Below are 25,704 nucleotides of genomic sequence, written 5' to 3'. Positions count from 1 at the left end.
GGCTAAGATAATTAAATTTATTAATGCGAATTATTTCCTATTAAAAAGTAAAGCAGTCATTAATTCATTTTCCAGCTTTATATCGTTGTTATATTTCTCTTCTTCAGTGTCTACCTCAATTTCATTCATGTACCTGTATAATTTCCATTCTTTATTATGATACTCCAGCGAAGTAAGATTTTCTATCCAGTCACCGGAGTTTAAATAGTTAACGCTACCTTTCTTATTTTCTTTAACTACCATTTTAGGTTCATGTATATGTCCGCAAACCACATAATCATAATTATTTTCGATTGCCAGATCAGATGCTATGGCTTCAAAATCAGAAATAAATTTTACCGCTTTTTTTACACTCGATTTTATTTTTTTTGAAAGAGAGTAGGGTTCACGTCCCATTTTTACCAAGCACCAATTAACAAAACGATTAAGTAGTATCAGGTAGTCATATCCAATTCCGCCAAGTTTAGCTATCCATTTAGCATGGTTAACGGAGTTATCAAATACATCTCCATGAAAAAACCAGGCTTTCTTGCCATCAATTTCTAAAACAACTTTATCTACTATAGAGAAGTTTCCCATGGTGGTATTGCTAAATTTTCGCAACATTTCGTCATGATTTCCGGTAATATAGTATACAGTAGTACCCTTTGCGGCAAAATCAAGTATACGTTTAACAACTTTCATATGTGATTTAGGGAAGTATGACTTTCTAAACTGCCATATGTCTATTATATCACCGTTAAGTATAAGTGTTTTTGGCTTTATTGTAGATAGATAAGCCACAAGTTCTTTAGCATGACACCCGTAGGTTCCTAAGTGTACATCTGAAAGGACAACAATGTCAACAATTCTTTTTTTCATTCAGAATGTTTTATTGCAAAATAGCCTGATTAACATAAACTGGCAGTTAATTAAACATTAACTTTAGGTTTTGTATGAAATGGGTTATAAAAAGAGATAAAAGCTTAAATTTGTGAATCAACTTAGATTATAAATAAAATGGCAGGAAATACATATGGTAATGTATATAAACTTACCACTTTTGGGGAATCTCACGGAGAAGCAATAGGAGGTGTTATTGATGGCTGTCCTCCCGGTATATCACTTGATTTTAAGGCTATACAAAAAGAACTTGCCAGAAGAAAGCCGGGGCAGTCTGCTATTGTAACACAAAGAAAGGAAGATGATGAAGTTCAGTTTCTGTCAGGAGTATTTGAAGGTAAAACAACAGGTACACCAATAGGTTTTATTATACCTAATACAAATCAGAAATCTGCCGATTATTCACATATAAAAGACATATATCGTCCGTCGCATGCTGATTATGTTTATCAACAGAAATATGGTATTAGAGACTATCGAGGCGGAGGAAGAAGTTCTGCAAGGGAAACTGCCAGTAGAGTAGTGGCAGGGGCTATTGCTAAACAAATTTTACCTGATGTAAAAATTAATGCCTTTGTGTCATCTGTTGGCGATATTTTTATAGATAAGCCATATCAGGCTTTAGATTTTACATTAACGGAAACTAACCCTGTACGTTGCCCTGATCAGGCTACTGCTGCTAAAATGGAAGAATATATTAGACAAATCAGGAAAGAAGGTGATACAGTAGGAGGTACAGTTACATGTGTAATACAAAATGTGCCTGTTGGTCTTGGTGAGCCGGTGTTTGATAAACTCCATGCAGAGCTTGGTAAAGCTATGCTTTCTATCAATGCTGTAAAAGGATTTGAATATGGTAGTGGTTTTTGTGGGGCAAAAATGAAAGGAAGTGAGCATAACGATGCTTTTAATCCCGACGGTACAACAAAATCGAATCTTTCAGGTGGCATTCAGGGAGGAATAAGTAACGGAATGGATATTTACTTTAGAGTTGCCTTTAAGCCGGTTGCTACTTTAATTCAGGAGTATGATGCTCTTGATAATTCAGGGAATATTGTAAAAATGCAGGGTAAAGGCAGGCATGACCCATGTGTTGTACCAAGAGCTGTACCTATTGTCGAATCTATGGCTGCTATGGTTATAGCCGACTTCTACTTTCTTAACAATATAATCAAATAGATATCTATTTATTAAATACTTATGATGTAAATTAAATAATAGCCCTTATTTTATTAATAAAAGTTAAAATTAAATTGTTTGTCATATTTTTTTTATTATTTTTGAAACGATAAATTATAAAACTATCATCATGAAGAAAAAATTACTTTTAGGAGCTTTTTTATTCGGCTCTTTATTAACGGTTAAAGCTCAAACGTCATCTTATGATTTTTCAGACTTAACAGTAGGTCAGGTAGCTACAGATGTTACTGGTGCAACAGCTGGTCAGGGAGGTTGGTATGTACTAGGTCAAAATGGAACTACAACTACAACTACAAACATGAATGCTGATACTTTCCAAGTAGTTGATAATGGAGGAGCTAATGGAAATGTTATCCAGGTTACTGGCCCTAACGGAAGTGCAGGAGGAGCATTTATGTGGCAGGCAGGTACTGATACTTTTTGGGCTAACAGAACTGCAGGGAATGATGTTTTTGAAGTAGAATATGATTACTATACTGGTACAGCTAGTACAAGCTTAAACAGAATTGGTGTTTATATTTATGAAGAAACTTATAACGCTGTTTTGGGAGGTATAGTTGTATCTACTAACAACCTAGAGGTTTTAGGAGTTGCTTATTCACAACCTCAGGGAGCTACATCGCCTGCTAACTACACTTATTCATTAGGTACAGAAGAAGAGCCAAATGTTATGTTACCAGAAAACACTTGGGTGACTTTAAAAATTTCTTACAACTACAATACAGGTTTAGTTCTTTGGTCTGTTGATGGTTATATTGAAGAAGGTACTGCAGGTGCTTATACTGTTACTGAAACAGTTCCTTTTGAAGTAGATTTAACTACTACCTCAGGAAGTACTGAAACAACTACAAATGCAGCTGCAGGAACAGGTTTAATTGATAATCTAAGTGTTACAGCGGTTGCTGAAGTACTTGGTGCTGATGAGTTCCTTGCATCTCAGTTTTCTGTTTATCCAAACCCTGTATCAGATGTAATCAACATTGCTAATGCTGAAAACATTCTTGTAAACGGTGTTGAGATTGTTGACCTTAACGGAAGAGTAGTTAAGTCTGCTAAATTCAACGGTGTATCTGAAGCTCAGGTTAATATCTCTGATCTTTCAGCTGGTATGTACTTAATGAATGTATCTTCTGATCAAGGTACTGTTACTAAGAAAATCGTTAAAAAATAATTATTTATATAATTATAAATAACATATAATAAAGCCTCGCAATTTGCGAGGCTTTTTCTTTTTATAACTAACTATTTAATTTTAAATTTATCGTAGCTGATATTATAAAAACTTAGCTTTCATTTCAGGAGTAGGAATCATACACTCGTCTTTTTTTCCGTACCACTTATATCTGTTTCTTGCTATATAATCATAAACAGAGTTTGATAGTGATTTAGGTAAAACACTAAATATATTCATTAAAGTGAATAGCCCTCCTAAAGCTGATGCTATTTTTATTGCAGCTTTTGCTTTATAATAATAAGCTATGCCAGGTTCGTATAGTATTATAGAATCTGTTTTAGAACGGTCTACGCCAATATGCTTTATAATTTGTTCTCCTAATTCAGATTGTAGTGCTACAAACCTGAATATATCTTTTTTATCGCGCTTAATAATAAACTGAACGGTAGAGTCACATAAATTACATACCCCGTCAAACAATATTATCTTTTTATTTAAAGGTAAATTTTCCACTTTACTTCTTTTTAATGGCTTCTACAAGCTCTAAAGAATCAAGGTCAACCTTAGAGGTGAAAATGCCGTAATTTACGGTAGCTTTATTTTTTTCAATACTATCAAGAGTACCTACAGCTTTACCGTCAATCATTCTAACTCTGTCACCAATTCGTATAATAGCCTTTGGCTTTACTACAGATTGTTCTTTTATTTTTTTCTCTTTCTTTTCTTTACGTATTTCTTCCACCTTTTCTTTTACTTCGGCAACAACCTTTTTCTGTACAACTTCTTTAGCTTTCTTTTCCTTAGTAGTAAGTTTTTTACGCTTTGAGTTTTCAATCTCTACCATTTTAAGGAATTCGCCAATAAGCTCTTTCTTGTTTTTATTGTTAAAGTATTTTTCACTAATGTCATCCAGTTTTTGCCCCATATAAATAAGGCGCTGATTGGAGTCATACAGTTCCTGGTAGCTTTCCAGCTTTTGTTGAATTTTACTGTTTATACTCTCCATTTTTTTGCTTTCCTCTCGTGCTTTTCCTTCTTCTTCTTTAAGGGTTTGTGAGGTTTTTTCAAGTTTGGAGCGTTCCTTTTGTAGGTTAGCTATTGTTTTATCAAAACGAACTTTTCCTTTTTCAATCTTCTTTTTAGCTCTGTTTATTAGTCCAAAAGGTATGCCGTTTTTCTGAGCTACCTCAAATGTAAATGAACTACCGGCTTGTCCTAGTATTAGCTTATACATAGGTTCAAGTGACTTTTCGTCAAAAAGCATGTTAGCGTTTGTAGCAAAAGGCAATTCGTTAGCCAGCATTTTAAGATTGGTATAGTGAGTGGTAATGATACCAAAGGCTTCACGGTTATAAAATTCTTCAAGGAAAGTTTCTGCCAATGCACCACCAAGTTCAGGGTCTGATCCTGTACCGAACTCATCAATAAGGAAAAGTGTTTTATCATTACATTTCCTTAAAAAGTAATTCATGTTTTTAAGGCGGTAGCTATAAGTACTTAAATGGTTCTCTATAGACTGGTTATCGCCAATGTCTGTTAGTATTCTGTCAAAAAGAAAAGTTTCACTACGCTCATGTACAGGGATTAGTAAACCACATTGTAGCATTAGTTGTAACAAACCTATTGTTTTAAGTGTGATACTCTTACCACCGGCATTTGGTCCAGATATAACTATAATCCTGTTATCAGGTGTAAGTTCAATAGTTTGCGGATAGGTTTCTTTTTTTTTCTGTTTGTTGTTAAGATAAAGAATAGGATGGAAGGCTTCCCTGAAAAACATTCTTTTTTCGGAAGTAATTTTCGGTAACAGTCCATTGATCCTTCGGGCATATTTAGCCTTACCGGAAACTACATCTATATCAGTTAAAAACTCCTGATACTCCTGCAATAGCGCAACAAAAGGACGTATTATATCACTTAACTGTTTTAAAATACGCTTAATTTCCTCTTTCTCTTCATATTCGTAGTTGTTCAATTCGCGGGAATATCTTAAAGTCGCTTCAGGCTCAATATATGTTATACTACCGGTTTTAGAGCTGCCCATAATAGTACCTTTTACCTTTCGCCTGTACATTGCTAAAACAGCAAGTACCCTGCGGTTTTCAACAACACTTTCCTTAATATCATCAAGGTAGCCTAAGCCGTTATACTGACTTAACGCCATAGCGAAACTTTGGTTAATTTTGGTTTTAACCACATTCATTTCCTTGCGTATAATCTCAAGCTCAGGAGAAGCATTATCTTTAATTTCTCCGTACTTGTCAATAACTTTATCAATACTCTTTACAATTTCCTTGGTGTATTCAACATCAAGAGCTCTTTTGTAGAGTGAAGGATAGTATTCCTCAAATTTCTCAAGGAATTTAATAAGAGTATTTGCGGTGTCTGATATATTGGAAATTTTCCTGAAAGCAGGAGCTTCAAGGTAACTGTCCTCAATCGAAAGGAATTTTATTTCGTTTGTAATAGATTCAAATCCGTGGTTAGGTAGTGCATTATTATTATCAAAAGACGAAACATACTCAGACGTCTGTTTTAAAGCCAGCATAAGCTCCGTATCATTTTTAAAGGGAGCAATATTCATAGCTTTTTCCTTGCCGTTCTCTGTAGTGCAGCTAGAGGCAACAGTCTCAAGTATGGTATTAAATTCTAAATCTTTAAGGGTTTTATCTGTAATGGTAATCATTTTATTCTTCAGCAAATTTTATACAAAAATACTACATATTTACGCTATTTATACAACTTTAAAAAGCTTTATAGAGCCTTTTATCTGTAATGGTTATATTTGTGAAAAATCCAAACTAATAATGCAGGTTAAAATACATCCTTCATGGAATGGGGTTTTATCAGATCAATTTGAAAAACCTTATTTCAATTCCTTAATAGATTTTGTAAAACAGGAATATACCCAAGCTACATGTTACCCAAAAGGTAGCCAGATATTTTCGGCATTTGACCATTGTACCTTTGATAAGGTTGAAGTGGTTATTATAGGGCAGGATCCTTACCACGGACCCGGACAGGCAAATGGGTTGTGTTTTTCGGTAAGTGACGGCATCCCAATGCCTCCGTCATTAATCAATATTTTTAAGGAAATTGAGGCCGATTTAGGTAAACCTTTTCCGCAAACAGGAAACCTGGAGCGTTGGGCTGACCAAGGTGTGCTTTTACTTAACGCAGTTTTGACGGTAAGGCAGAGTGAAGCCGGAAGCCACCAGGGTAAAGGCTGGGAAACATTTACCGATGCTGTTATTCAGAAAATATCAGATGAAAAGAAAGATGTTGTTTTTCTGCTTTGGGGCGGATTTGCTAAAAAGAAAGGTGCACGTATTGACAGGCAGAGACATTTAGTACTGGAAACAGGTCACCCGTCGCCATTAAGTGCTAACAGAGGACTTTGGTTTGGTAATAAACATTTCAGTAAAACCAATGAATTTTTAAAGGAAAAGGCTAAAAAGGAGATTAACTGGTAATTATTCAAGAGTTAATGCTCCAAGTATCTCTTCCGACATAAAAGGACCACCGGGATACATTGCCGTATAGTCTAAATTAAGCCATATCTGGCCACGTTCGTCTATATGGTAATGTATTTCCTTGCCACGACTTTCATTTACAAACAATACTTCTTTTATAAGGTAATTGGCTGTTTCTAAATCGGCTTTGTTACCTACAAGCATTTCTGGATATAAATGCCCTCCCGTGTGAATAAGGCGTGGAGTTCCGCCAATAGCTCTTATACAGGCCGCCATTAATATGGCGTGGTCATCACAATCGCCCGAAAAATGCTGTAAAGACTCTGAGGCATAAGCTATGTATTCACGCCCTTTTGGGTCGTTTACATAATTCCACTTATTTCGTATTTCCTTAAATACAGCAAAACACTGTATTAACAGTCTGTCTTTCCTATTACTTTTTACCTCGTTAAAGTATTTTCTGGTGGCAGAAAGCGCAAAATTCCTAACCTTAGGGTTATTGAAGTCTATTGCATCAAGCGTTTTAGATTTATTAGGGAAGGGGAGTAGCTTAGATACAATAACATCCTGCGGATTAGGGCTGTCTGCCATTGCATATACCATGGATCTGTAGTCTTCAAAAACGGCATTAAAACCATATTTTCCAAAAATAGAGCCATATACAAGAGCAATAAGATAAAAGAATATACAAACAATAAGAACTGTCTTTAAAAGCCTTAAAATAAGCTGAATGACTACAACCAAAACAACAAATATTAAAACCCTGTCTAAATGTAAAGGCCAGTTAGGGTCAATAAGGTTTTGGTGTAATATTATAAAAAGCGGAATGGCAATAAGTATATTCAGTACAAAAATGATAATAGAATCCCAGGGCTTCTTTACCTGAAGCTTGCTTTTAAACTTTCTAATGGATTCGGAATTTATTTTTGCCATTTCTTTTTCAACAAAACGCCGGGTTTTTATCCGGTTACTGCTTCAAACGATGTTTTGTTCTCAATAATATTCAGGCGTACTAACTGATCCTGTACTTTATCAAACGTAGTTTTATCCAGTTTCGTTTGTGACCATTCGGTTAGTTTTAACCACTCTCTTATGTCTTCAACTTTCTGGTTGTATTTATCGGCTAAAACAGTATCGATGTTTTCAATTTCCTTAAAGCTAGCAGTTTTATTATTGATTACCTCAAGAATCGTACCTATAGCATTAGGGGTATTTTGTAACACCTCATTTCTTATGGCTATTACAAAACAAGGCCATGGAGTAGGGCAGTCGCCCACACGCCTAAATATACCGTTATCTACCAAAGGTTTTGTCATAAATCGTTCCCACATAAAGTAATCGGCTTTTCCATGGGTCAATGCATCTACAGCGCCATCTATGGTATTTACGATTTCAAAATCAAGTTTTGAGGTGTCCCATCCCTGATTTTCGGCATTTACAAAAGCCATTAAATGAGAACCCGATCCATAACGGCTTATGGCTACCTTACCCTGTTTAATATCGTTAATGTTTTGATAAGCAGAATCTACAGCTACGTGTATTCCCCATATAAGCGGAGAATCTACATATACCTGAACAATTTTAGAGTCGTTCCCGGCAGCAATATCCTTAATAATACCTTCCGTTAAAATAACGGCAATATCAGTTTCACCATTGCGAAGCATCTGGCATAGCTTTCCGGTACCTTCGGGTACGTCAGTCCATTGTAAATCAATACTGTGATTAGCGAATTCGTTATTCTGGATACATAAATGCCAGGGTAGATTAAAGTGTTCCGGTACACCTGCTATTTTTAATGTGGTCATTATTACTTTTATTAAAAAGATAAAGGTAATAATAGAATAATATGCCTCAAAACTTTTACAGGCATAAAAAATCTCTAAAATGCATAAAGCCTTTTAGGGATACTGAAACAAATTGCAACATTTGGAAATTATGAATTCTCGGCTGTACAAAGCGCTTTCATGGTGCCATTATTTACATAGTTTAAATGCCATGAAAATGCTTCTTCCAGTAAATGAGGTGTATGTCCGCCACGTTCACAGGCTCTTTCATAGTAGCTTTGTATTACTTCACGGTAATCCGGGTGAACACAATTATTAATTATTTGTAAGGCTCGTTCACGAGGAGCAAGTCCGCGCAAATCTGCCAGTCCGTTTTCGGTCACTAATATATCAACATCATGCTCTGTATGGTCTACGTGAGAAACCATAGGCAAAACATGAGAGATTGCGTTATCTTGTTTTGATACTGAAGGACATACAAAAATGCTCAGGTATGCATTTCGGGCAAAGTCACCGGAACCGCCAATACCATTCATCATTTTTGAACCTGTAATATGGGTAGAATTTACGTTACCGTAAATATCAAATTCAATAGCAGTATTGATAGCTATAACTCCTAGTCGGCGGATAACTTCAGGGGCATTACTTATGTTTTGTGGTCTAAGAATAATCTTATCTTTGTAATCATCAAAATTAGCCATAAGGTGATCGTAACATGATTTTGAAACAGTTATGGAAGAAGCCGAAGCAAAATCCATAATACCCGAATCGATAAGTTCAAAAGTACTATCCTGTAACACTTCAGAGTACATTGTTAAATGCTTAAAGTTTCCTTTTGAAAAGCCGGAAAGCACCGCATTTGCTATTTTACCAATACCTGCCTGTAATGGTAATAGCGATTCAGTTAACCTGCCTGATTTGACTTCGTTTTCAAAAAATGTTATCAGATGGTTGGCTATGGCCTCAGTTTTATCGTCTGAAGATGTTTCCTGTGCCGGACTATCAGGGAGTTCTGTAAATACAATTCCGGCAACTTTTTCCGGATCTACATGTATGTACTCTTTTCCTATTCTTGTATTAACGCTGGTAATAGGCAATATATCCCTAACAGGATATTCACCGGGGATAACTATATCATGTATTCCTTTGAAATTAATAGGTATAGAGGTATTTATTTCAATTATAACTTTATTTGCCAGTTTTGCAAATGTAGCTGAGTTACCTATTGATGTAGTAGGGATTATATTACCTTGACTGTCAATTTGAGAAGCTTCAATAATAGCAATATCAAGAGGAGGGAGGTGTTTATTATTTAATAATTCGGCAGTTTCACTTAAATGTTGGTCAATAAAAAATACCGAACCGTTGTTTATTTTTTCTCTTAATACCGAATCTACCTGAAAAGGCATTCTTTTATATAAAGCATCGGCACGAGCTAAATCACTATCTGTAGTATGTCCTAATGATGCACCTGTAATCAGTGTAATCGCTATGTCTTCATTTGCAGCTCTGGTGGCAAAGGCAGGTAAAACGGCTTTACTGTCGCCTGCTTTTGTAAATCCGCTGGAACCTACAGTCATCTTATCTTTAAATAATGCGGCAGCCTGTTCGGCGGTTATAATCTTATCTTTGTAGCCCTGATATTTTATTCTGTCAATTTGCATAAACGAATTTATTTAGACGAAAAATTGATTATAATTAAATAATTATAGTGCTATAATTCTATTTTCGTAATTGTATATGGCAATTTTACGAAAACGTTTTATTGACCGTATATTTGTAAAAGACAAATATTTATTCATTTAAGACAGTATCTTTTTATGACTACAGATAAGTATTATATAACTGAAGTAGATAGGGACAATACAAGTATATATTGTCATCATGATTTAATGGGGGAGTTACTTATTCCGCCACATACGCATTTCAAGGCTCAGTTTTTATATGTTGAAGGGGGTATAGCGTATGTGAAAACCAAAAAAAACACTTACTTTTTACCTGCAAGGCATTATATGTGGATACCGCCGGGAGTAGAGCACAGCATACATCCTAACTCTGAAGATGTAATGATGCGTAACCTTTATTTCCCTGTAGAGAAAAATGATTTGGATTTTTATGATGAAGAAGGGATATATCCGGTAAACGACTTATTATTGAGTCTTTTACTGTTTACTAACAGATGGAAAGGGAATCTACAGCCTGATAACCGAAACTATGTTATAGCAAAAGCATTAAAGGTTTTATTACCGGAAGTATCGGGGACTAACCTGTCATTATCATTACCAATTGCAAAAGACAGTCGTCTTATTAAGGTTACCGATTATATAGCTAATCATTTAAGTGATAATATTACTTTTTCAGGACTGGCAAATCAATTCGGGTTAAGCACAAGAACACTACATCGCATTTTTGTAAAGGATATGGGGATGTCATTCATTCAGTTTTTTACCATATCCCGTATGCTAAAAGCGGTAGAACTATTACAGAATAAGGAAATGCAGGTAAGTGATGTGGCGCTTGCCGTGGGGTATAACAGTTTACCTACATTTAGTAATACCTTTTACAGGATATTAAGACAACGCCCGTCAGAATATGCTAACGGGCGTAATATATTAGAGTAATAGGGAAGAGGTATTATCCGCCCACCCTTTTTACTTTATAACCTTCTTTATTTAGGTACTCCATTATTTTATCCCTAAAGTTTCCCTGTATAATAATTTCTCCGTCTTTAGCTGTACCACCCACGCCACAAAGCGTTTTTAGTTTTTTCGCCAAGGTTTTAAGGTCATCATCATTACCTTCAAAGCCCTTTATAACAGTGGCAATTTTACCGCCACGGTTCTTTTTATCAAGATGGGCTTCAAGTCTTTGCTCACCATTTTCGGGAGTTTCTGTTGTTTCTTCGTTTTCAAATTCGAAATCCTTATTGGTCGAAAAAACAAATCCGCCAAGATCTTCTAAACTATTTAATTTCTTTCCCATAATCTCTTTTATTTTATAAGCCCCAGTTCTACAAGTCGTTCATGTAAAAATTCACCGGCTGTAATATCATCAAACTGCTTAGGATTATTTTCATCGATACAGTTTTCAAGACAGTTAAGCTTCATGTCAGCCACAGGGTGCATAAAAAACGGAATGGAATAACGTGAAGTACCCCATAACTCCCTTGGAGGGTTAACTACTTGGTGTATAGTCGATTTTAGTTTATTGTTAGTGTGCCTTGAAAGCATGTCGCCTACATTAATTACAAGCTCATCCGGTTGGGCTATGGCATCAATCCATTCACCATCATGGTTTTGTACCTGTAAACCACGTCCCTGAGCCCCCATAAGTAGTGTTATAAGGTTGATGTCTCCATGAGCAGCAGCCCTTACCGCATTCTTAGGTTCATCGGTTATAGGAGGGTAGTGTATCGGTCTTAATATACTATTTCCTTCAGATACGTACTTGTCAAAGTAAAACTCATCAATACCCAGATAAATGGATAATGCCCTTAAAACATAAATTCCTGTTTTTTCAAGCATTTTATATGTTTCTTTTCCGGCAGTATTAAAGTCTGCCAGTTCTTTAACATCAACATTTGGAGGGTATATTTCATTGTACTTTGAACTTGGATCCAAATACTGTCCAAAATGCCAAAACTCTTTTAAATCACCTTCTTTACGACCTTTGGCGTGTTCCTTTCCAAAGGATACATAACCACGCTGTCCGCCAATTCCCGGAATTTCATACTGTTCTTTAGTTTCTAACGGAAGATTGAAAAAATCCTTTACAGAAGCATAAAGCCTGTCTACAAGTTCCTGGTCAAGAAAATGACCTTTAAGTGCTACAAAGCCTATGTCTTCGTATGCCTTACCGATTTCATTTACAAATTTTTGCTTGCGTTCCGGGTTGTCCGAAAGGAAATCACGCAAATCTACACTGGGGATGTTTTGCATAAACTCAGTTAATTGATGTTTTATATTGTCGCTTTTCTAAGCATATAACAAAGGTAAAATAATTATTTCTGTAAAAGTTAAAAATATAAAAGCAGTAATAAACACTATGATTTTTTTGTGGTAAATAATAAAACAGTTACTAATTTTGATAACATGATACATGAAAACCTACTGCTCATCCTGGTACTGTTTTTTACCATGGCAATTTTATACCTGTTAAGCCAGAAATTAAAAATTTCATATCCTATTTTTCTTGTAATTGGTGGTCTGGCAATTAGTTTTATACCTGCCATGCCCGATATAAAAATAGAACCCGAAATGGTATTTCTGTTATTCCTGCCACCATTACTTTTTGAGGCAGCCTGGTATACCTCATGGCAACAGTTTTGGAAATGGCGACGCTCTATAATGATTATGGGATTTGGACTTGTATTGGCAACATCGCTTGGAGTAGCATTGGTATCTGTAGCTATAATTCCGTTTTTTACTCCGGCATTAGGATTTTTACTTGGCGGAATTATTTCTCCGCCCGATGCTGTTGCGGCCAATTCGGTTTTAAAAGGAATGAGTGTACCTAAAAGAGGATTGTCTATACTGGAAGGGGAGAGTTTGGTTAATGATGCGGCATCACTTACGGTATTTAGGTTTGCACTGGCAGCTGTACTAACAGGACAGTTTGTGCTTAAAGAAGCTGCTATAGATTTCTTTTCACTTGCTGTAATGGGTGTATTTGTGGGGCTGGTTATTGCGCACATACTGTATCTTATTCTACGTTACTGGGTAAAATCGTCAAGCATTACAACACCAATAACACTTATAGCTCCTTATTTGATGTATATTGTTGCCGAACAGCTTGAATGGAGTGGTGTACTTGCTGTGGTAAGTGGCGGATTATTTCTTTCGTTCAGGTCGCACGATTTTCTTAACTACCATACACGAATACAGGCTACAGAGGTTTGGGCTACAGTTGGTTTCCTGTTAAACGGATTTGTATTTATACTTATAGGATTACAGTTACCATCAATTGTAGACGGTATTAAAAATCAATATACTCTGCAAGATGCTATTTACTATTCACTTATAATTACCTTATTGGTTATTGTATTGCGAATTGTTTTGGTATACGGTTCGGCATTTATACCAAGGTTATTATCCAAAAGAATACGCCAAAAAGAAAAATCTCCCGGACTTAAATTACCTTTCATGGTAGGGTGGGCAGGGATGAGAGGCGTAGTTTCCCTAGCTTCAGCCTTAGCAATACCATTAACCTTAGATAATGGCGAACCTTTCCCTCACAGAAACCTGATATTGTTTATCACTTTTGTAGTAATACTTATTACTCTTGTTTTTCAGGGGCTAACACTACCTTTCATCATTAAGCTACTTAAATTAAAAGTAGAAGAAGTTGATGATTTTGTACCGCTGGATGATCAGATTGAAGAGATTAGATTACGACTGGCAAAGGATTCGGTAGCTTATTTGGATGACAGATATGCTGAAGAAATGGAAGAATTTGAAACTATATCAAGGGTTAAAGAACAGCTTTTACGAAGCATTGAAGCTACCGAAAGAACTATGGAAGAGGAGGAGAAAAGAGAAGCACTGTCATCGGTAAGGAAATTATATCGTAATATAATGATAGAGCTTGTTGCGTTAAGAAGAGACGGTTTACACAAACTGAAACTTGAAAAGAAATATGATGATGAAGTGTTACGTATATTAGAACACAACCTTGATTTAGAAGAAGCACGTTTAAACAGACATTGATTAAACTAAAACGATTGAAATTTTAAAATTATAACATTTAATTCTTGTATTGTTATTTTTTATACATTTGAAGAGTCAATTCAAAACCATTTATGATTACCAGCACACTACAATTCGACAGAAAAAATTTATCCGATCAAACATTACTTGATTTATATAAAAAGCTATTAAAGCCCAGAATGATAGAGGAGAAGATGCTTATTCTTATCCGTCAGGGCAAAGTATCAAAATGGTTTTCCGGTATAGGGCAGGAAGCAATTTCTGTTGGGGTAACCTCTGTACTTAATAAAGATGAATACATTCTTCCAATGCATCGTAATCTAGGTGTATTTACGGGGAGAGATATACCATTATACAGATTGTTCTCGCAATGGCAGGGTAAAGCTAATGGCTTTACTAAAGGTCGTGACAGATCGTTTCACTTTGGAACACAGGAGTATAAGATTATTGGAATGATATCCCATTTAGGTCCGCAGTTAGGTGTGGCCGATGGTATAGCACTTGCCAATAAGCTTAAAGATAACGGCAAAGTAACTGCTGTATTTACAGGGGAAGGAGCTACTAGTGAGGGAGATTTCCATGAGGCACTTAACATCGCTGCTGTATGGGACTTACCGGTACTTTTTGTTGTTGAAAATAACGGTTACGGACTATCTACACCAACCAATGAGCAGTACAGATGTGAGAATATTGCCGATAAGGGTGTTGGATATGGTATAGAATCTCATATTATAGATGGTAACAATATACTTGAAGTTTATAACAAACTAAATGAAATAGTAGATTCTGTAAGAGAAAATCCGCGTCCGGTTTTACTGGAGTTTAAAACATTCAGGATGCGCGGGCATGAAGAGGCGAGTGGTACTAAGTATGTTCCGCAGGAACTGATGGATATGTGGGCAGTTAAAGATCCGGTGGATAATTATAAAAATTACCTAAAGGAAGAAGGGTTACTTACTGATGAAGAAGATGAAGCTATAAGGGCCGAACTTAAAAAAGAAATTGATGAAAATTATCAGTTAGCATCTAACGAAGAACCTATAGAAGTATCATTAAGTGAAGAATTAGATGATGTTTACAAAGAATTTATATATCAGGAAGTTAACTCAAATAATGAAGTTGATAATGTAAGGATGATTGACGCAATTTCGCAGGGATTAAAACAGTCTTTAGAGCGTCATGATAACCTTGTGATAATGGGACAGGATATTGCCGAATATGGTGGAGCATTTAAAATTACAGACGGCTTTGTAAACGAGTTTGGTAAAGACAGAATCAGGAATACACCTATATGTGAATCGGCTATTGTTTCTGCAGGTATGGGACTTTCCATTAACGGATACAAGTCGGTTATTGAAATGCAGTTTGCCGATTTTGTTTCTACAGGATTCAACCCAATTGTAAACTATTTAGCAAAAGTTCATTACAGATGGCAGGAAAATGCCGATGTTGTAGTACGAATGCCTTGTGGAGCAGGTGTACAGGCGGGACCGTTTCACTCACAAACAAATGAGGCTTGGTTTACCAAAACACCAGGCTTAAAAGTGGTTTATCCGGCATTCCCTTATGATGCTAAAGGCTTACTGGCTACAGCCATAAACGACCCTAATCCGGTTATGTTCTTTGAACACAAAGCCTTATATAGAAGTATTTATCAGGATGTTCCTAAAGATTATTATACATTACCGTTTGGTAAAGCGTCATTACTTAAAGAAGGGAATGATGTTACGATTATATCTTTTGGTAGCGGTGTGCACTGGGCTTTGGAAGTTTTAGAAAAGAATACTGATATAAAAGCCGATTTATTGGATTTAAGAACATTACAACCATTAGATACCGAAGCTATTTATAATTCGGTTAAAAAGACGGGTAAAGCAATTATACTTCAGGAGGATACAATTTTTGGAGGAATTGCCAGTGATATATCTGCAATGATAATGGAAAACTGTTTTGAATATCTTGATGCACCGGTTAAACGTGTTGGTAGTATTGAAACAGCAATTCCGTTTACAAAAGCGCTTGAAGATCAATATTTACCAAAAAACAGATTTGAGTCTGAATTACTACAATTAGTAAATTATTAAAAATAAAAAACCTCTGCCGGTTTATTGCCCCCAAAATTCGGCAGAGGTAAAATTTAACTAATGCTAATTTTTAAATTAGTGCTACAAATTTATAATGACTTTAAATAAGTATCGTTACAATATTAGGTAACAGATTTTATAATTGTTTTATAAAGACTTTTGATATAATATTAAAGGAATGAAATAGACCATCTGTTCTATTTTTTTTAAATATTACATTTGAAATATAATATACATTATGTAAAATAAAATAATAAATAAGACTAGCCTATTAAAGGATATGTAAATAAAAAAACTCCGCCTGTATTAAGCGGAGTTTTGATAAAGTAAAAATCTTTATTATTTTACACTGATTGGAATTTCAAGATACTCCCAAGTTAAAGTTACATTGTTACTGTTAACGCTGTACTCTAAGCTTTCAGTTAGGTTTGTTTTCTTTTTAGGCTTAACTGTTACACGAAGCTGATCTTGTGAAGAATCATATTTTGAAGCAGCCATGCTTCTGTCTTTACCAAAAATGATTGTGAAGTTTCCTTCTTCAGGAATTATGTAAAAAGAATATTTACCTGCAGGAAGTTTTTTTCCTTCTACTGTAACTTCTCTGTCAACAGCAAATACTGTTGGAGCATTTGCACCTGCTCTCCATACTTGACCGTAAGGAACAAGTCCGCCCCATATTTCTCTTCCTTTTACAGACGGGCTACTGTAAATAATATTGATGTTAGCCTCATTTATTTTTCCGTATGCTGATGCTGCCGGACTTAATGGTTTTTTATCCTGAGCACTGGCTAAAACTGTAAAAAATACAGTAAACAATACGGTTGCAATTTTTTTAGAAATTTTCATGTTCACTAGTTTTGAAAGTTAATCCTGTAAATTTAATAACATTAATTAAATGATGAATTTTATTTTCACTTTATTTTAAGCTTTTTGCGTATTTTTTTAACAAACAATTGATTTATAAGATTGTAATTTCTTTGCAACGAATGTTAAAAAGTAGTATTTTTAGTTACTAAATCGCCTTTTTATGAAAAATCCTGTTGCTGAGAATGTTGCTAAATTTTTAAAGCACTTCCCCCCTTTCAGTAGTATGACTTTTGAGGAATTGTTTAGTATAGCTAATCTATCTAAAATAATTTATCTCGAAAAGAATCAGATACTATTTAAAGGTGGTGAGGAAACACATGAAAATTTTTATGTAGTTAAGAGTGGTGCTGTTGGTTTATCATTAACCTCAGACGCTGAAGAAACTTTAGTGGATAAATGCGACGAAGGCGATATATTGGGATTAAGACCGTTTTTTGCTAAAAATCATTACTTAATGACGGCAAAAGCGCGTGAAGACTCAATTATATGCTCTGTACCTATAGCAGTATTTGAGCCTTATATAACAGAAAACAAGGAGGTTTTAAAGTTTCTTCTTCAAAGTTTTGCTTCTCATACACGTAATCCTTATGATAAGGAACATAGCGGAAAACTGATTTCGGAAAACATGATATTTGCTGAACATACTACAGATATACAATATTTTCAGCCTATAAAATATACTAAAAACCCAATAACAGCTAATCTGGATGATGTTGTTATGTATATAGCTAAAACTATGTCTACCAGCTCTATAGGTAGTGTTATTATACAAAAAGACCAATTACCTATAGGTATAGTGACCGATAGAGATTTACGCTCTAAAATAGCTACAGGACTTTTCCCTATAACAATTACAGCCGATAAGATAATGACAGCTCCCGTTATAACTGTACCTGAAAATATTTCTGTAGCCGAAGCTCAAATGCTTATGCTCAAGTATAATGTTGGTCATTTATGTGTTACAAAAGACGGTACAGACAAATCTCAGGTAACAGGTATTATATCAGAACATGATGTAGTTGCTGCACAGGCCAATACTCCGGGCATGTTATTAAAACAAACCCGTCGTGCTTTTGATGCCAAAGAGCTAAAAGTTGTTCGTGACAGGATGACTGAGCTGATACAGAATTCAATAGATAAAAACATACCGGTATCTCATATAACTAATATAGTAGCCGAAATAAATATTGCAATTACCAGAAGAGCTATTGAACTTGCTATTGAAGAAATGGGAGTCCCTGCTCCTGCCCGTTTTGTTTGGTTAAACATAGGTAGCCAGGGACGTAAAGAGCAGTTGTTACTAACAGATCAGGATAACGCTCTTATTTTTGAAGACATAGATTCTAATGAATATGAAACGGTTAAGAGTTATTTTCTTGTTCTTGCCGATAAGGTTGTACGAATGCTTAATAATGTAGGTTATGAAATGTCTCCCGATGATGTTATGGCCAATAATCCTAAATGGTGTAAATCAGTAACCGACTGGATTAAACAATATAATATATGGATTAACTCTCCCGAAGAGAAAACGGTTCAGTTAAGTACGCTGTTTTTTGATATGGACTTTTTATACGGAACTCCTGAAATAGAACAGGTTATTACAGATAATATTGAGAAAAGCATACAACAGAATAAAAAGTTTTTTGCTTATCTTGCGGCTGATGCATTAAAAAATCCGGCCCCATTGGGCTTTTTTAGGCAGTTTTTGGTAGAGAATGACGGTGAACACAAGGATACTTTTGATATTAAAAACAGAGCTTTAGAACCTCTTGGCGATGCGGCCAGAGTATTAGCTCTTAGTCATAACCTTGTAGATTTTACCGGTACATACCAGCGTTTTAAAAAACTGGCTGAACTTGAACCCGAAAATGAGGAACTATATACTAATTGTGCCGATGCTTTTAATGTATTAATGCGTTTTAGGACGGAAGAAGGATTAATAAGTAATTCTGACGGTAGATACCTTAACCTAAAAGAGTTATCAAAATCTGACAGGCTTAAACTTAAAAACTGTTTTCAGCCTATAAATGAAATACATGATCTTTTAAAAAACCGTTTTTCTCTTACATATATCAACTAATATAATATGGCATTAGACTGGCTGATAGGAACTAATTTACCTCAATTTTGGAAAAACTACCTTGCTCATTTTGAGAAGGATGATAATCATGAAGTGCATAAACGTTATGTAGTTTTTGATATGGAAACCAGCGGACTAAACTGGAAAGACGATGTTATTCTTTCCATTGGTGCTATTGGTATAAATGATAATGCCATTGAGATTGGCGACTTTTTCGAGATTTTTATAAAACAGGAAAAATTCAATTCACACTCGGTAGCATTTAGTGATGTTATTAAAGATGATGATGAAAAGTTTGTAGAAGCCGAAGCTATTATTCAGTTTCTAAACTTTATAAAAGATGCCACACTAGTTAGCCATAACATCAACCTTGATTTAGAAATGATTAATCAGGCATTAAAAAGACTTGAACTGGGCCGACTTAAAAATACGTTTATGGATACCAATGCTCTTTTTCAAAGATGGCAACATCATGTACAAGATACTCAGGTAAGTCTTGATGAAGTGTGTGATGCCCTTAAAATAAAAAAGAGCGATAGGTTAACAGCATCCGGTAATGCATATACTACCGCTCTGGTATTTTTAAAGCTTAAATCTAAACTTGGGATTTAACTATCTTTTATAAAAAATATAATCGGTTACTAATGGAGTAATGCCATGCTCCTTACAATCAGTGGCTATTTGTCCCCTGTGATATGTGGAGTGGTTAACTATATGAAACAAAATGTCTTTAACGGTATTAGTATACTTATCTCCTTTTGAGTTTTTATAACTTAGTGCTTTAGAAAAGTCATATGACTCAAGAATTTCAATTGAAGTATTGTAATTGTTTTTATTAATTTGTTTAAGTTCGGTTAAATCTCTCATTGCCCAAACAGTGGTTGCACAGGGCTTCTCCTCTATTCTGTGGTTCCAAATTTCATGAGCATTAATAGTATGATTAATAAGTTTTAATGACTTTTCTGGTAAAGTAACTTCAGAAGACAAAAGAGCATTTAATACCATTTCATTAAAATGAAAAGTATATTCAAACATCTCGTTAAAAAAATCTTTCATAATCAGTTTTTACGATTGATAGAAAAATAGTTTCCAAGAAACTGAAAAGCAAGAAACCCGAAAAAGTATATTATAGCTATATTATCTGGTACTATATGATTTACAAAAGTTTGGAATACAACATAACCTCCCAGTAAGAACATTATAATATTGTAGCCAAAAAATATATTTCTGGGCTGATTGAATATTTTACCAACCGGAATCATCATGGTAAAGGTAAATATGGCGAGTATTAAAAAAGCCTGATCTTTACTTATAAAATAACCTATAACACTTAATATTGATGTTCCTAAAAAGATACCAACAAGTGAAGACGACATTTTTTCCTCCTTACTAAGCAGGTGCTTACCATAAAAATTAAGACGAAGAAATAAATTACTTACAGGTCCTATTATCCAGGTAGAAAAAGCAAATAATGCCAATAGTACTATTATAGGTATAAGGAATGGTCTTAATGTTTCGTTGTTTGCCGCTACACGTTGTAAAAATTTTGTACCAAAATAAAATCCTAAAATAACACCCCATTGGTATTTAGAGGTAAGGTTTGACATCCAGAAAGAATACTTTAAAAACAATCTGTAAAAAACAAACCTTGCTTTAAGTGCTTCAACCATACCGGCTTGAGCAAAACTGTTATCAGGATCATTTTTTAATGCTTCACTAAAATGCTCTAATGCCTTTTTCTTATCTCCTTTTTCCAGCAATCCCCATCCGTAATTTGCATGTGTGTGCGCGTTGTTAGGATTTTCGTGTAAAGCCTCTTGAATAGTTCTGAAAGACTCATCTTTATTATTTAATTTTAGCAAGGCAGTACTCCTCATGTTTAATGCAAATACATTATCGGGAGCTAAACTTAAAGCTCTGTCGGCGGCATCAAGTGCGTCCTGAAATTTCTTTTGAGCCAATAATATATTTGACAGAATAACATAATTATTCTCATCTTCAGGGAGTAAGCTTATAGCTGTATTAGCATATTTCTCTGCTTCCTTGTATTCATCTTTATAAAGATAAATCCTTGATTTTAGGTAAAAAAGGGAACTCTCATCAGGACTTAAAGCAATAGCATTATTAACTAACTCTTCTGCCTTATCATATTTTTTTTGCTGAAAGTTTGCTTCACTTAACAGCGTAAGTGTATCAATATCGTTAGGGTTTTGAGTAAGTAACTGTCCTAAAATATTTTCTGCTTCACTATACCTTCCCTGCTGTAATAATAGCGCTGCTTTTTGAATTAAACCGTCGGTTATCATTTTTTAATTTTTAAGTAAGATAAAACATCATCATACAGCCCTGATTCATTAGCATATAAAGCAAAGTTTCTGGCAGATACAAACCACTCTTTAGTACTGGCTTTATGGACTTTAATAGCCTTACTTATATCCTTATCTTTAATAGGTTCGGGGATTCCTGTTTTAAAAGACTCCTCCAGTTTACTTTCAATAGATATATCTATAACCGCCTCAATGTCTGCCCCCGAATAATCGGGAGTTGATTTTGCCAGTTTTTTATAATCAATACTTTCTTTTGGCTTATCGTTCAGTTTAATTTCAAAAATAGATTCTCTTGCTTCCTCATCCGGTGGCGGAATAAAAATTATTCTGTCAAACCTACCCGGTCTTCTAAAAGCCGGGTCTAAGTGCCAAGGTGCATTTGTAGCTCCAAGTACAAGTATACCGTCGTTATCAGACTCTATACCGTCTAATTCCTGTAAAAACTGATTAATTAAGTGCCTTGAGCCCGAGTTTTTCATATCACTCCTACTGGCTCCAAGAGCATCAATTTCATCAAAAAACAGCACACAGGGTTTATTTTGTCGGGCAACTTCAAAAATTTCATGCAGATTTTTCTCACTGTTACCAATCCACATATCTAGTATATCATTAAGCCCTACACTAATAAAATTAGCCTTAATTTCTCCGGCGGTAGCCTTTGCTATATAGGTTTTACCACATCCGGGAGGACCATATAACAAAATCCCTCCACCTGTTTTTTTACCATAAGCCTTATACAAATCGGCGTGGTTAAGCGGATGAATAATTTTAAGTTCTATTTCCTTCTTTATTTTATCCATCCCTCCTACATCCTTAAAGCTTATAGTAGGTTTAGTTAAAAATTTATGAAAGTCAGACTCATCATCAATTTCATCTTCAGTAATCTGTATGTTCCCTGCACGCAGTTCGGCATCAAGTTCTTCGTCTCTAAAAGCAGGCACAAGTTCCAGTACATGCTTATAGGTTTCTCTTGCCTGTGCATGCATGTCTTCTTTTAAAAGTGTTTTGGCATACAATACAAGTAGGTTAACGTTGTCTGGGTATAACCTTAATGAATCTTCAAGTATAACACTACAGGTAGCATATTGTTTTTGCCTGTAATAGGTTGTAGCAAGCCCTAAACGTATTACCGAATTGTCCTGCATTCCTAAAAGTTCTTTATACTCCTTTTCGGCTTCTTCAAAACGGTTAAGTGCCAAAAGGCTTTCGGCTAAATGTATTTTTAAAGGGATATTATCGGGTGAATATTTTAAGGCCTCCCTTAAATTATTTATAGTGGAATCATCCATACTCATTACTCTCTCTTTTTACTCTATTCTATATATAGCTTAAAAGTAAGCTAAAAAGAATAACACAAATCTATTATTTTAATTTAATATTGGCATCCCCGTTCTAAAACAAGAATCTTTCTCAGCTTCTCGTATTTAACAAGAACCATTTTTTCGATAGACTCACTGTCTTTAACAATATAGGTTTGCCTAAATAAACCGCTTGGTAACTCTTTACCCGATGCCCAGCAAAAATATGGAATAGTTCCGGGCGTTACATTAGGCAGATGGAAATCGGTACTTTTTTGAATTATAAAGTGCCTCTCTCCTGTTTCAGCAGCAGCTTTTTTATCTACAGTTTTTATTACATAATGCTGTAGCGTATCTTTTTTAATTATAGTATCGTTAAGCTTTTGAAAATCAAAGCTCACTACGGCATTTTTAGCCGATGTCAAATCCTGTTTCTCTGTTGAAGAACAATTAACAATAAGATCTTCCTCTTCAAAAAAACGGACTTTATCCATTTTTAAAATGGCTTTTTGTCCGGAAGCGTGCAGGAACGTTAATGTTACCTGCTTGCCTTTATCCAGTACCGAGAGTATGTAACTGTTATCTTTTGAGTTCGAAAATTCAAAAGTTTTCTCGGCATCAGCCTTTTCTGTTTTTAAGAATTGATACTCTGTATAGGTATCAAACTCGTATCGCTGCCCAAATCCGGCGAAGGATATAAGCAGCAATAGCAGTAAAAAGTGTTTGTTCATTAGTTTGGTTGGTGGTTGTTTAGTTTTTTAGTTGGATTTGTGTTATTCTATATTCTTTCGTTTTTTATTTCATCTACAATTTCAGGGTTTAACAATGTGGTGGTATCTCCAAAGTTAGAGAAGTCACCTTCGGCAATTTTTCTTAATATACGTCTCATGATCTTACCCGAACGCGTTTTAGGTAAACCTGAAACGAATTGGATTTTATCCAGTTTAGCAATTGGACCAATGTGGCTTGATATATGTTCGTTAATTTCTTTTCGCAGGTTATCCCTGTTTCTGTCTTCACCTGATTCTTTAAGGGTAATGAAACCATAAAGTGCATTACCTTTAACTTCGTGTGGGAATCCAACAATAGCCGATTCAGCCACTGCAGGGTGTTCGTTAATAGCATCTTCAATAGGTGCTGTGCCTAGATTATGACCTGATACGATTACAACATCATCTACCCTACCTGTAATTCGGTAATACCCTACTTCATCACGAAGGGCGCCATCTCCGGTAAAGTATTTACCAGGGAACGCAGTAAAGTAAGTTTCCTTAAATCGCTGGTGATCTCCCCAAATGGTTCTTGCCATACCCGGCCAAGGGAATTTGATACATAAACTACCTACTACCTGATTGTCTTCAATCTCATTACGTCTTTCATCCATAAGTACAGGCTGTACTCCCGGTAACGGTAATGTGGCATAAGTAGGCTTTGTTGGTGTTACAAATGGTATAGGCGAAATCATAATACCACCTGTTTCAGTTTGCCACCAGGTATCAACAATAGGCGATTTTTTCTTTCCTACGTGGTCATTATACCAGTGCCATGCTTCTTCGTTTATAGGTTCTCCTACAGAACCGATAATCTTAAGGGATGAAAGATCATATTTATCTACCCATTCCCAGTTTTCTTTTGCCAGTGAACGGATTGCCGTTGGCGCAGTGTAGAACTGCGTTACTTTATGCTTGTCAATAATCTCCCAAAAGCGTCCGAAATCAGGGTATGAAGGTACTCCTTCAAATATTACGGTTGTAGCCCCGTTTAATAACGGACCGTATACTATATAGGAGTGTCCGGTTATCCAGCCAATATCGGCAGTACACCAGTACACATCATTTTCTTCATAATTAAATATATTCTTAAAGGTATAAGCCGAATAAACCATATATCCTGCAGTAGTATGCATCATACCTTTAGGTTTACCGGTAGACCCCGATGTATACAGGATAAATAACGGATCTTCTGCATCCATTATTTCGGCAACATTGTTAGATGGAGCATTGTCCAGTAATGGTTGTAACCAGTAATCCCTACCCTCTTTCATGTTAACTTTACTGTTAGTACGTTTAACAACAAGAGTTTTTTCTACACAAGGGCATTTTTCTAGCGCTTCATCAATAATTCCTTTTAAATCGATGGTTTTGTTTCCTCTAAAACCACCATCAGAAGTAACTACCAGTTTACATTGTAAATCAAGTACCCTTGATGTTACAGCTGAAGCAGAAAACCCTGCAAAAATAACCGAGTGTACTGCTCCTATACGTGCACAGGCAAGTACGGTAATGGCCAGTTCAGGAATCATAGGTAAGTATATACATACCCTATCCCCTTTTTTTACGCCCTGATCACGCAGCACATTAGCCATTTTTGTAACCCTTTCATAGAGCTCATTATAGGTTATATGTTGTGCTTCCTCATCCGGATTATTAGGTTCAAATATAATAGCGGTTTTTTCCCCTCTTTTAGCTAAATGCCTGTCTATACAGTTTTTAGTGATGTTTACTTTTGCATTAAGAAACCATTTAACTTCCGCCTCCTGCATGTCAAACTCTACAACCTTATCCCATTTTTGATACCAGGTAAAGTTTTCGTCGGCAATTTTATCCCAAAATTTTCGTGGTTCTCTAATAGACTTATTATAGTGTTTAAAGTATTGTTCCAGACTTTTTATCTGATAGTAACTCATTTTTCTTGCGGTTTAGGTTAATAAGTGTCATATCGACACTAACAAAAATACAATAATAAGATTATTGCCCTATGGCTTTTTAAATATTTTCCTTCATTTTTTTGATAAAGCAAAAAATATATTTTTAAGCCGATATTTTTATAT

22 protein-coding genes are annotated in these 25,704 nt (G+C 35.3%); 8 read left to right on the top strand and 14 right to left on the bottom strand.

Annotated features, from left to right (window positions below; all coding sequences use genetic code 11):
* Positions 1–30: 30 nt before the first annotated feature.
* On the bottom strand, positions 31–861 hold the full coding sequence (locus tag GN157_RS08755) for a UDP-2,3-diacylglucosamine diphosphatase (protein WP_157483027.1): 831 nt from the start codon (positions 859–861) through the stop codon (positions 31–33).
* Between the two features lie 138 nt (positions 862–999).
* Between GN157_RS08755 and aroC the strand changes: the two genes are divergently transcribed.
* Together aroC and GN157_RS08745 are read left to right on the top strand one after the other, a co-directional pair.
* Positions 1,000–2,061, top strand: coding sequence for a chorismate synthase (gene aroC / locus GN157_RS08750; RefSeq protein ID WP_157483025.1), 1,062 nt, complete (start codon positions 1,000–1,002; stop codon positions 2,059–2,061).
* Positions 2,062–2,191: 130 nt separating this feature from the next.
* Positions 2,192–3,253: a T9SS type A sorting domain-containing protein gene (locus GN157_RS08745; RefSeq protein WP_157483023.1), complete on the top strand. Its 1,062-nt coding sequence runs from the start codon at positions 2,192–2,194 to the stop codon at positions 3,251–3,253.
* 102 nt (positions 3,254–3,355) lie between these two features.
* Here the strand turns inward: GN157_RS08745 and GN157_RS08740 are convergent, their stop codons facing one another.
* Together GN157_RS08740 and GN157_RS08735 are read right to left on the bottom strand one after the other, a co-directional pair.
* Positions 3,356–3,769 (bottom strand): thiol-disulfide oxidoreductase DCC family protein, encoded by a 414-nt coding sequence (locus GN157_RS08740; protein ID WP_317163529.1) that lies wholly within the window; start codon positions 3,767–3,769, stop codon positions 3,356–3,358.
* A gap of 1 nt (position 3,770) precedes the next feature.
* On the bottom strand, positions 3,771–5,942 hold the full coding sequence (locus tag GN157_RS08735) for an endonuclease MutS2 (RefSeq protein ID WP_157483084.1): 2,172 nt from the start codon (positions 5,940–5,942) through the stop codon (positions 3,771–3,773).
* Positions 5,943–6,063: 121 nt separating this feature from the next.
* Between GN157_RS08735 and ung the strand changes: the two genes are divergently transcribed.
* Entirely contained in the window at positions 6,064–6,729 is a 666-nt protein-coding gene (gene ung, locus GN157_RS08730) for a uracil-DNA glycosylase (protein WP_157483021.1), read from the top strand.
* Here the strand turns inward: ung and GN157_RS08725 are convergent, their stop codons facing one another.
* The 3 genes from GN157_RS08725 to GN157_RS08715 form a co-directional block, all read right to left on the bottom strand.
* Complete coding sequence (locus GN157_RS08725; RefSeq protein WP_157483019.1) at positions 6,730–7,662, bottom strand: transglutaminase domain-containing protein; 933 nt, start codon at positions 7,660–7,662, stop codon at positions 6,730–6,732.
* Positions 7,663–7,688: 26 nt separating this feature from the next.
* Positions 7,689–8,534 carry a substrate-binding domain-containing protein gene (locus GN157_RS08720; RefSeq protein WP_157483017.1) on the bottom strand — a complete coding sequence of 282 codons (846 nt, stop codon included), beginning with the start codon at positions 8,532–8,534 and terminating at the stop codon, positions 7,689–7,691.
* A gap of 128 nt (positions 8,535–8,662) precedes the next feature.
* Positions 8,663–10,177, bottom strand: a complete 1,515-nt coding sequence (locus GN157_RS08715) for a succinate CoA transferase (RefSeq protein WP_157483015.1) — start codon at positions 10,175–10,177, stop codon at positions 8,663–8,665.
* Positions 10,178–10,333: 156 nt separating this feature from the next.
* On the opposite strand from GN157_RS08715, the gene GN157_RS08710 reads away from it, so the two are divergent.
* Positions 10,334–11,134, top strand: a complete 801-nt coding sequence (locus tag GN157_RS08710; protein ID WP_157483013.1) for an AraC family transcriptional regulator — start codon at positions 10,334–10,336, stop codon at positions 11,132–11,134.
* A 13-nt stretch (positions 11,135–11,147) separates the two neighbouring features.
* Here the strand turns inward: GN157_RS08710 and GN157_RS08705 are convergent, their stop codons facing one another.
* Together GN157_RS08705 and GN157_RS08700 are read right to left on the bottom strand one after the other, a co-directional pair.
* On the bottom strand, positions 11,148–11,495 hold the full coding sequence (locus GN157_RS08705) for a translation initiation factor (protein WP_157483011.1): 348 nt from the start codon (positions 11,493–11,495) through the stop codon (positions 11,148–11,150).
* A gap of 8 nt (positions 11,496–11,503) precedes the next feature.
* Positions 11,504–12,451, bottom strand: coding sequence for an isopenicillin N synthase family dioxygenase (locus tag GN157_RS08700; RefSeq protein ID WP_157483009.1), 948 nt, complete (start codon positions 12,449–12,451; stop codon positions 11,504–11,506).
* A 153-nt stretch (positions 12,452–12,604) separates the two neighbouring features.
* Between GN157_RS08700 and GN157_RS08695 the strand changes: the two genes are divergently transcribed.
* Together GN157_RS08695 and GN157_RS08690 are read left to right on the top strand one after the other, a co-directional pair.
* Positions 12,605–14,218 (top strand): Na+/H+ antiporter, encoded by a 1,614-nt coding sequence (locus tag GN157_RS08695; RefSeq protein WP_157483008.1) that lies wholly within the window; start codon positions 12,605–12,607, stop codon positions 14,216–14,218.
* Between the two features lie 92 nt (positions 14,219–14,310).
* Positions 14,311–16,302, top strand: coding sequence for an alpha-ketoacid dehydrogenase subunit alpha/beta (locus tag GN157_RS08690; protein ID WP_157483006.1), 1,992 nt, complete (start codon positions 14,311–14,313; stop codon positions 16,300–16,302).
* 339 nt (positions 16,303–16,641) lie between these two features.
* On the opposite strand, the gene GN157_RS08685 is transcribed toward GN157_RS08690, so the two are convergent.
* Positions 16,642–17,148, bottom strand: coding sequence for a DUF2911 domain-containing protein (locus GN157_RS08685; RefSeq protein WP_157483004.1), 507 nt, complete (start codon positions 17,146–17,148; stop codon positions 16,642–16,644).
* 181 nt (positions 17,149–17,329) lie between these two features.
* Between GN157_RS08685 and GN157_RS08680 the strand changes: the two genes are divergently transcribed.
* Both GN157_RS08680 and GN157_RS08675 read left to right on the top strand, forming a co-directional pair.
* Complete coding sequence (locus GN157_RS08680) at positions 17,330–19,249, top strand: DUF294 nucleotidyltransferase-like domain-containing protein (RefSeq protein ID WP_157483002.1); 1,920 nt, start codon at positions 17,330–17,332, stop codon at positions 19,247–19,249.
* Positions 19,250–19,255: 6 nt separating this feature from the next.
* Positions 19,256–19,861, top strand: coding sequence for a 3'-5' exonuclease (locus GN157_RS08675; RefSeq protein WP_157483000.1), 606 nt, complete (start codon positions 19,256–19,258; stop codon positions 19,859–19,861).
* Here the strand turns inward: GN157_RS08675 and GN157_RS08670 are convergent, their stop codons facing one another.
* The 5 genes from GN157_RS08670 to acs form a co-directional block, all read right to left on the bottom strand.
* Positions 19,862–20,305 carry a DinB family protein gene (locus tag GN157_RS08670; protein ID WP_157482998.1) on the bottom strand — a complete coding sequence of 148 codons (444 nt, stop codon included), beginning with the start codon at positions 20,303–20,305 and terminating at the stop codon, positions 19,862–19,864.
* Positions 20,306–20,307: 2 nt separating this feature from the next.
* A complete protein-coding gene (locus GN157_RS08665) occupies positions 20,308–21,555 on the bottom strand; it encodes a tetratricopeptide repeat protein (RefSeq protein WP_157482996.1) in 1,248 nt (415 codons plus the stop codon).
* Positions 21,552–22,865: an AAA family ATPase gene (locus tag GN157_RS08660; RefSeq protein WP_157482994.1), complete on the bottom strand. Its 1,314-nt coding sequence runs from the start codon at positions 22,863–22,865 to the stop codon at positions 21,552–21,554. Before GN157_RS08660 ends, GN157_RS08665 begins: the two co-directional genes overlap by 4 nt.
* Positions 22,866–22,948: 83 nt before the next feature.
* Entirely contained in the window at positions 22,949–23,605 is a 657-nt protein-coding gene (locus GN157_RS08655; protein WP_157482992.1) for a hypothetical protein, read from the bottom strand.
* Between the two features lie 47 nt (positions 23,606–23,652).
* Positions 23,653–25,560, bottom strand: coding sequence for an acetate--CoA ligase (gene acs / locus GN157_RS08650; RefSeq protein WP_157482991.1), 1,908 nt, complete (start codon positions 25,558–25,560; stop codon positions 23,653–23,655).
* Positions 25,561–25,704 lie beyond the last annotated feature (144 nt).

It is taken from the genome of Flavobacterium rakeshii, from assembly GCF_009741375.1.
In the GTDB taxonomy this organism is placed as follows: domain Bacteria; phylum Bacteroidota; class Bacteroidia; order Flavobacteriales; family Flavobacteriaceae; genus Flavobacterium; species Flavobacterium rakeshii.
The sequence above is the reverse complement of the archived record's forward strand: the minus strand, read 5'-3'. Positions and strand labels throughout refer to the sequence as shown.

What these genes read in the sequence shown, in the direction of transcription:
- GN157_RS08755 (WP_157483027.1), bottom strand. Translation starts at nt 861, where the DNA reads ATGAAAAAAAGAATTGTTGACATTGTTGTCCTTTCAGATGTACACTTA.
- aroC (WP_157483025.1), top strand. Translation starts at nt 1,000, where the DNA reads ATGGCAGGAAATACATATGGTAATGTATATAAACTTACCACTTTTGGG.
- GN157_RS08745 (WP_157483023.1), top strand. Translation starts at nt 2,192, where the DNA reads ATGAAGAAAAAATTACTTTTAGGAGCTTTTTTATTCGGCTCTTTATTA.
- GN157_RS08735 (WP_157483084.1), bottom strand. Translation starts at nt 5,942, where the DNA reads ATGATTACCATTACAGATAAAACCCTTAAAGATTTAGAATTTAATACC.
- ung (WP_157483021.1), top strand. Translation starts at nt 6,064, where the DNA reads ATGCAGGTTAAAATACATCCTTCATGGAATGGGGTTTTATCAGATCAA.
- GN157_RS08725 (WP_157483019.1), bottom strand. Translation starts at nt 7,662, where the DNA reads ATGGCAAAAATAAATTCCGAATCCATTAGAAAGTTTAAAAGCAAGCTT.
- GN157_RS08720 (WP_157483017.1), bottom strand. Translation starts at nt 8,534, where the DNA reads ATGACCACATTAAAAATAGCAGGTGTACCGGAACACTTTAATCTACCC.
- GN157_RS08715 (WP_157483015.1), bottom strand. Translation starts at nt 10,177, where the DNA reads ATGCAAATTGACAGAATAAAATATCAGGGCTACAAAGATAAGATTATA.
- GN157_RS08710 (WP_157483013.1), top strand. Translation starts at nt 10,334, where the DNA reads ATGACTACAGATAAGTATTATATAACTGAAGTAGATAGGGACAATACA.
- GN157_RS08705 (WP_157483011.1), bottom strand. Translation starts at nt 11,495, where the DNA reads ATGGGAAAGAAATTAAATAGTTTAGAAGATCTTGGCGGATTTGTTTTT.
- GN157_RS08700 (WP_157483009.1), bottom strand. Translation starts at nt 12,451, where the DNA reads ATGCAAAACATCCCCAGTGTAGATTTGCGTGATTTCCTTTCGGACAAC.
- GN157_RS08695 (WP_157483008.1), top strand. Translation starts at nt 12,605, where the DNA reads ATGATACATGAAAACCTACTGCTCATCCTGGTACTGTTTTTTACCATG.
- GN157_RS08690 (WP_157483006.1), top strand. Translation starts at nt 14,311, where the DNA reads ATGATTACCAGCACACTACAATTCGACAGAAAAAATTTATCCGATCAA.
- GN157_RS08685 (WP_157483004.1), bottom strand. Translation starts at nt 17,148, where the DNA reads ATGAAAATTTCTAAAAAAATTGCAACCGTATTGTTTACTGTATTTTTT.
- GN157_RS08680 (WP_157483002.1), top strand. Translation starts at nt 17,330, where the DNA reads ATGAAAAATCCTGTTGCTGAGAATGTTGCTAAATTTTTAAAGCACTTC.
- GN157_RS08675 (WP_157483000.1), top strand. Translation starts at nt 19,256, where the DNA reads ATGGCATTAGACTGGCTGATAGGAACTAATTTACCTCAATTTTGGAAA.
- GN157_RS08670 (WP_157482998.1), bottom strand. Translation starts at nt 20,305, where the DNA reads ATGAAAGATTTTTTTAACGAGATGTTTGAATATACTTTTCATTTTAAT.
- GN157_RS08665 (WP_157482996.1), bottom strand. Translation starts at nt 21,555, where the DNA reads ATGATAACCGACGGTTTAATTCAAAAAGCAGCGCTATTATTACAGCAG.
- GN157_RS08660 (WP_157482994.1), bottom strand. Translation starts at nt 22,865, where the DNA reads ATGGATGATTCCACTATAAATAATTTAAGGGAGGCCTTAAAATATTCA.
- GN157_RS08655 (WP_157482992.1), bottom strand. Translation starts at nt 23,605, where the DNA reads ATGAACAAACACTTTTTACTGCTATTGCTGCTTATATCCTTCGCCGGA.
- acs (WP_157482991.1), bottom strand. Translation starts at nt 25,560, where the DNA reads ATGAGTTACTATCAGATAAAAAGTCTGGAACAATACTTTAAACACTAT.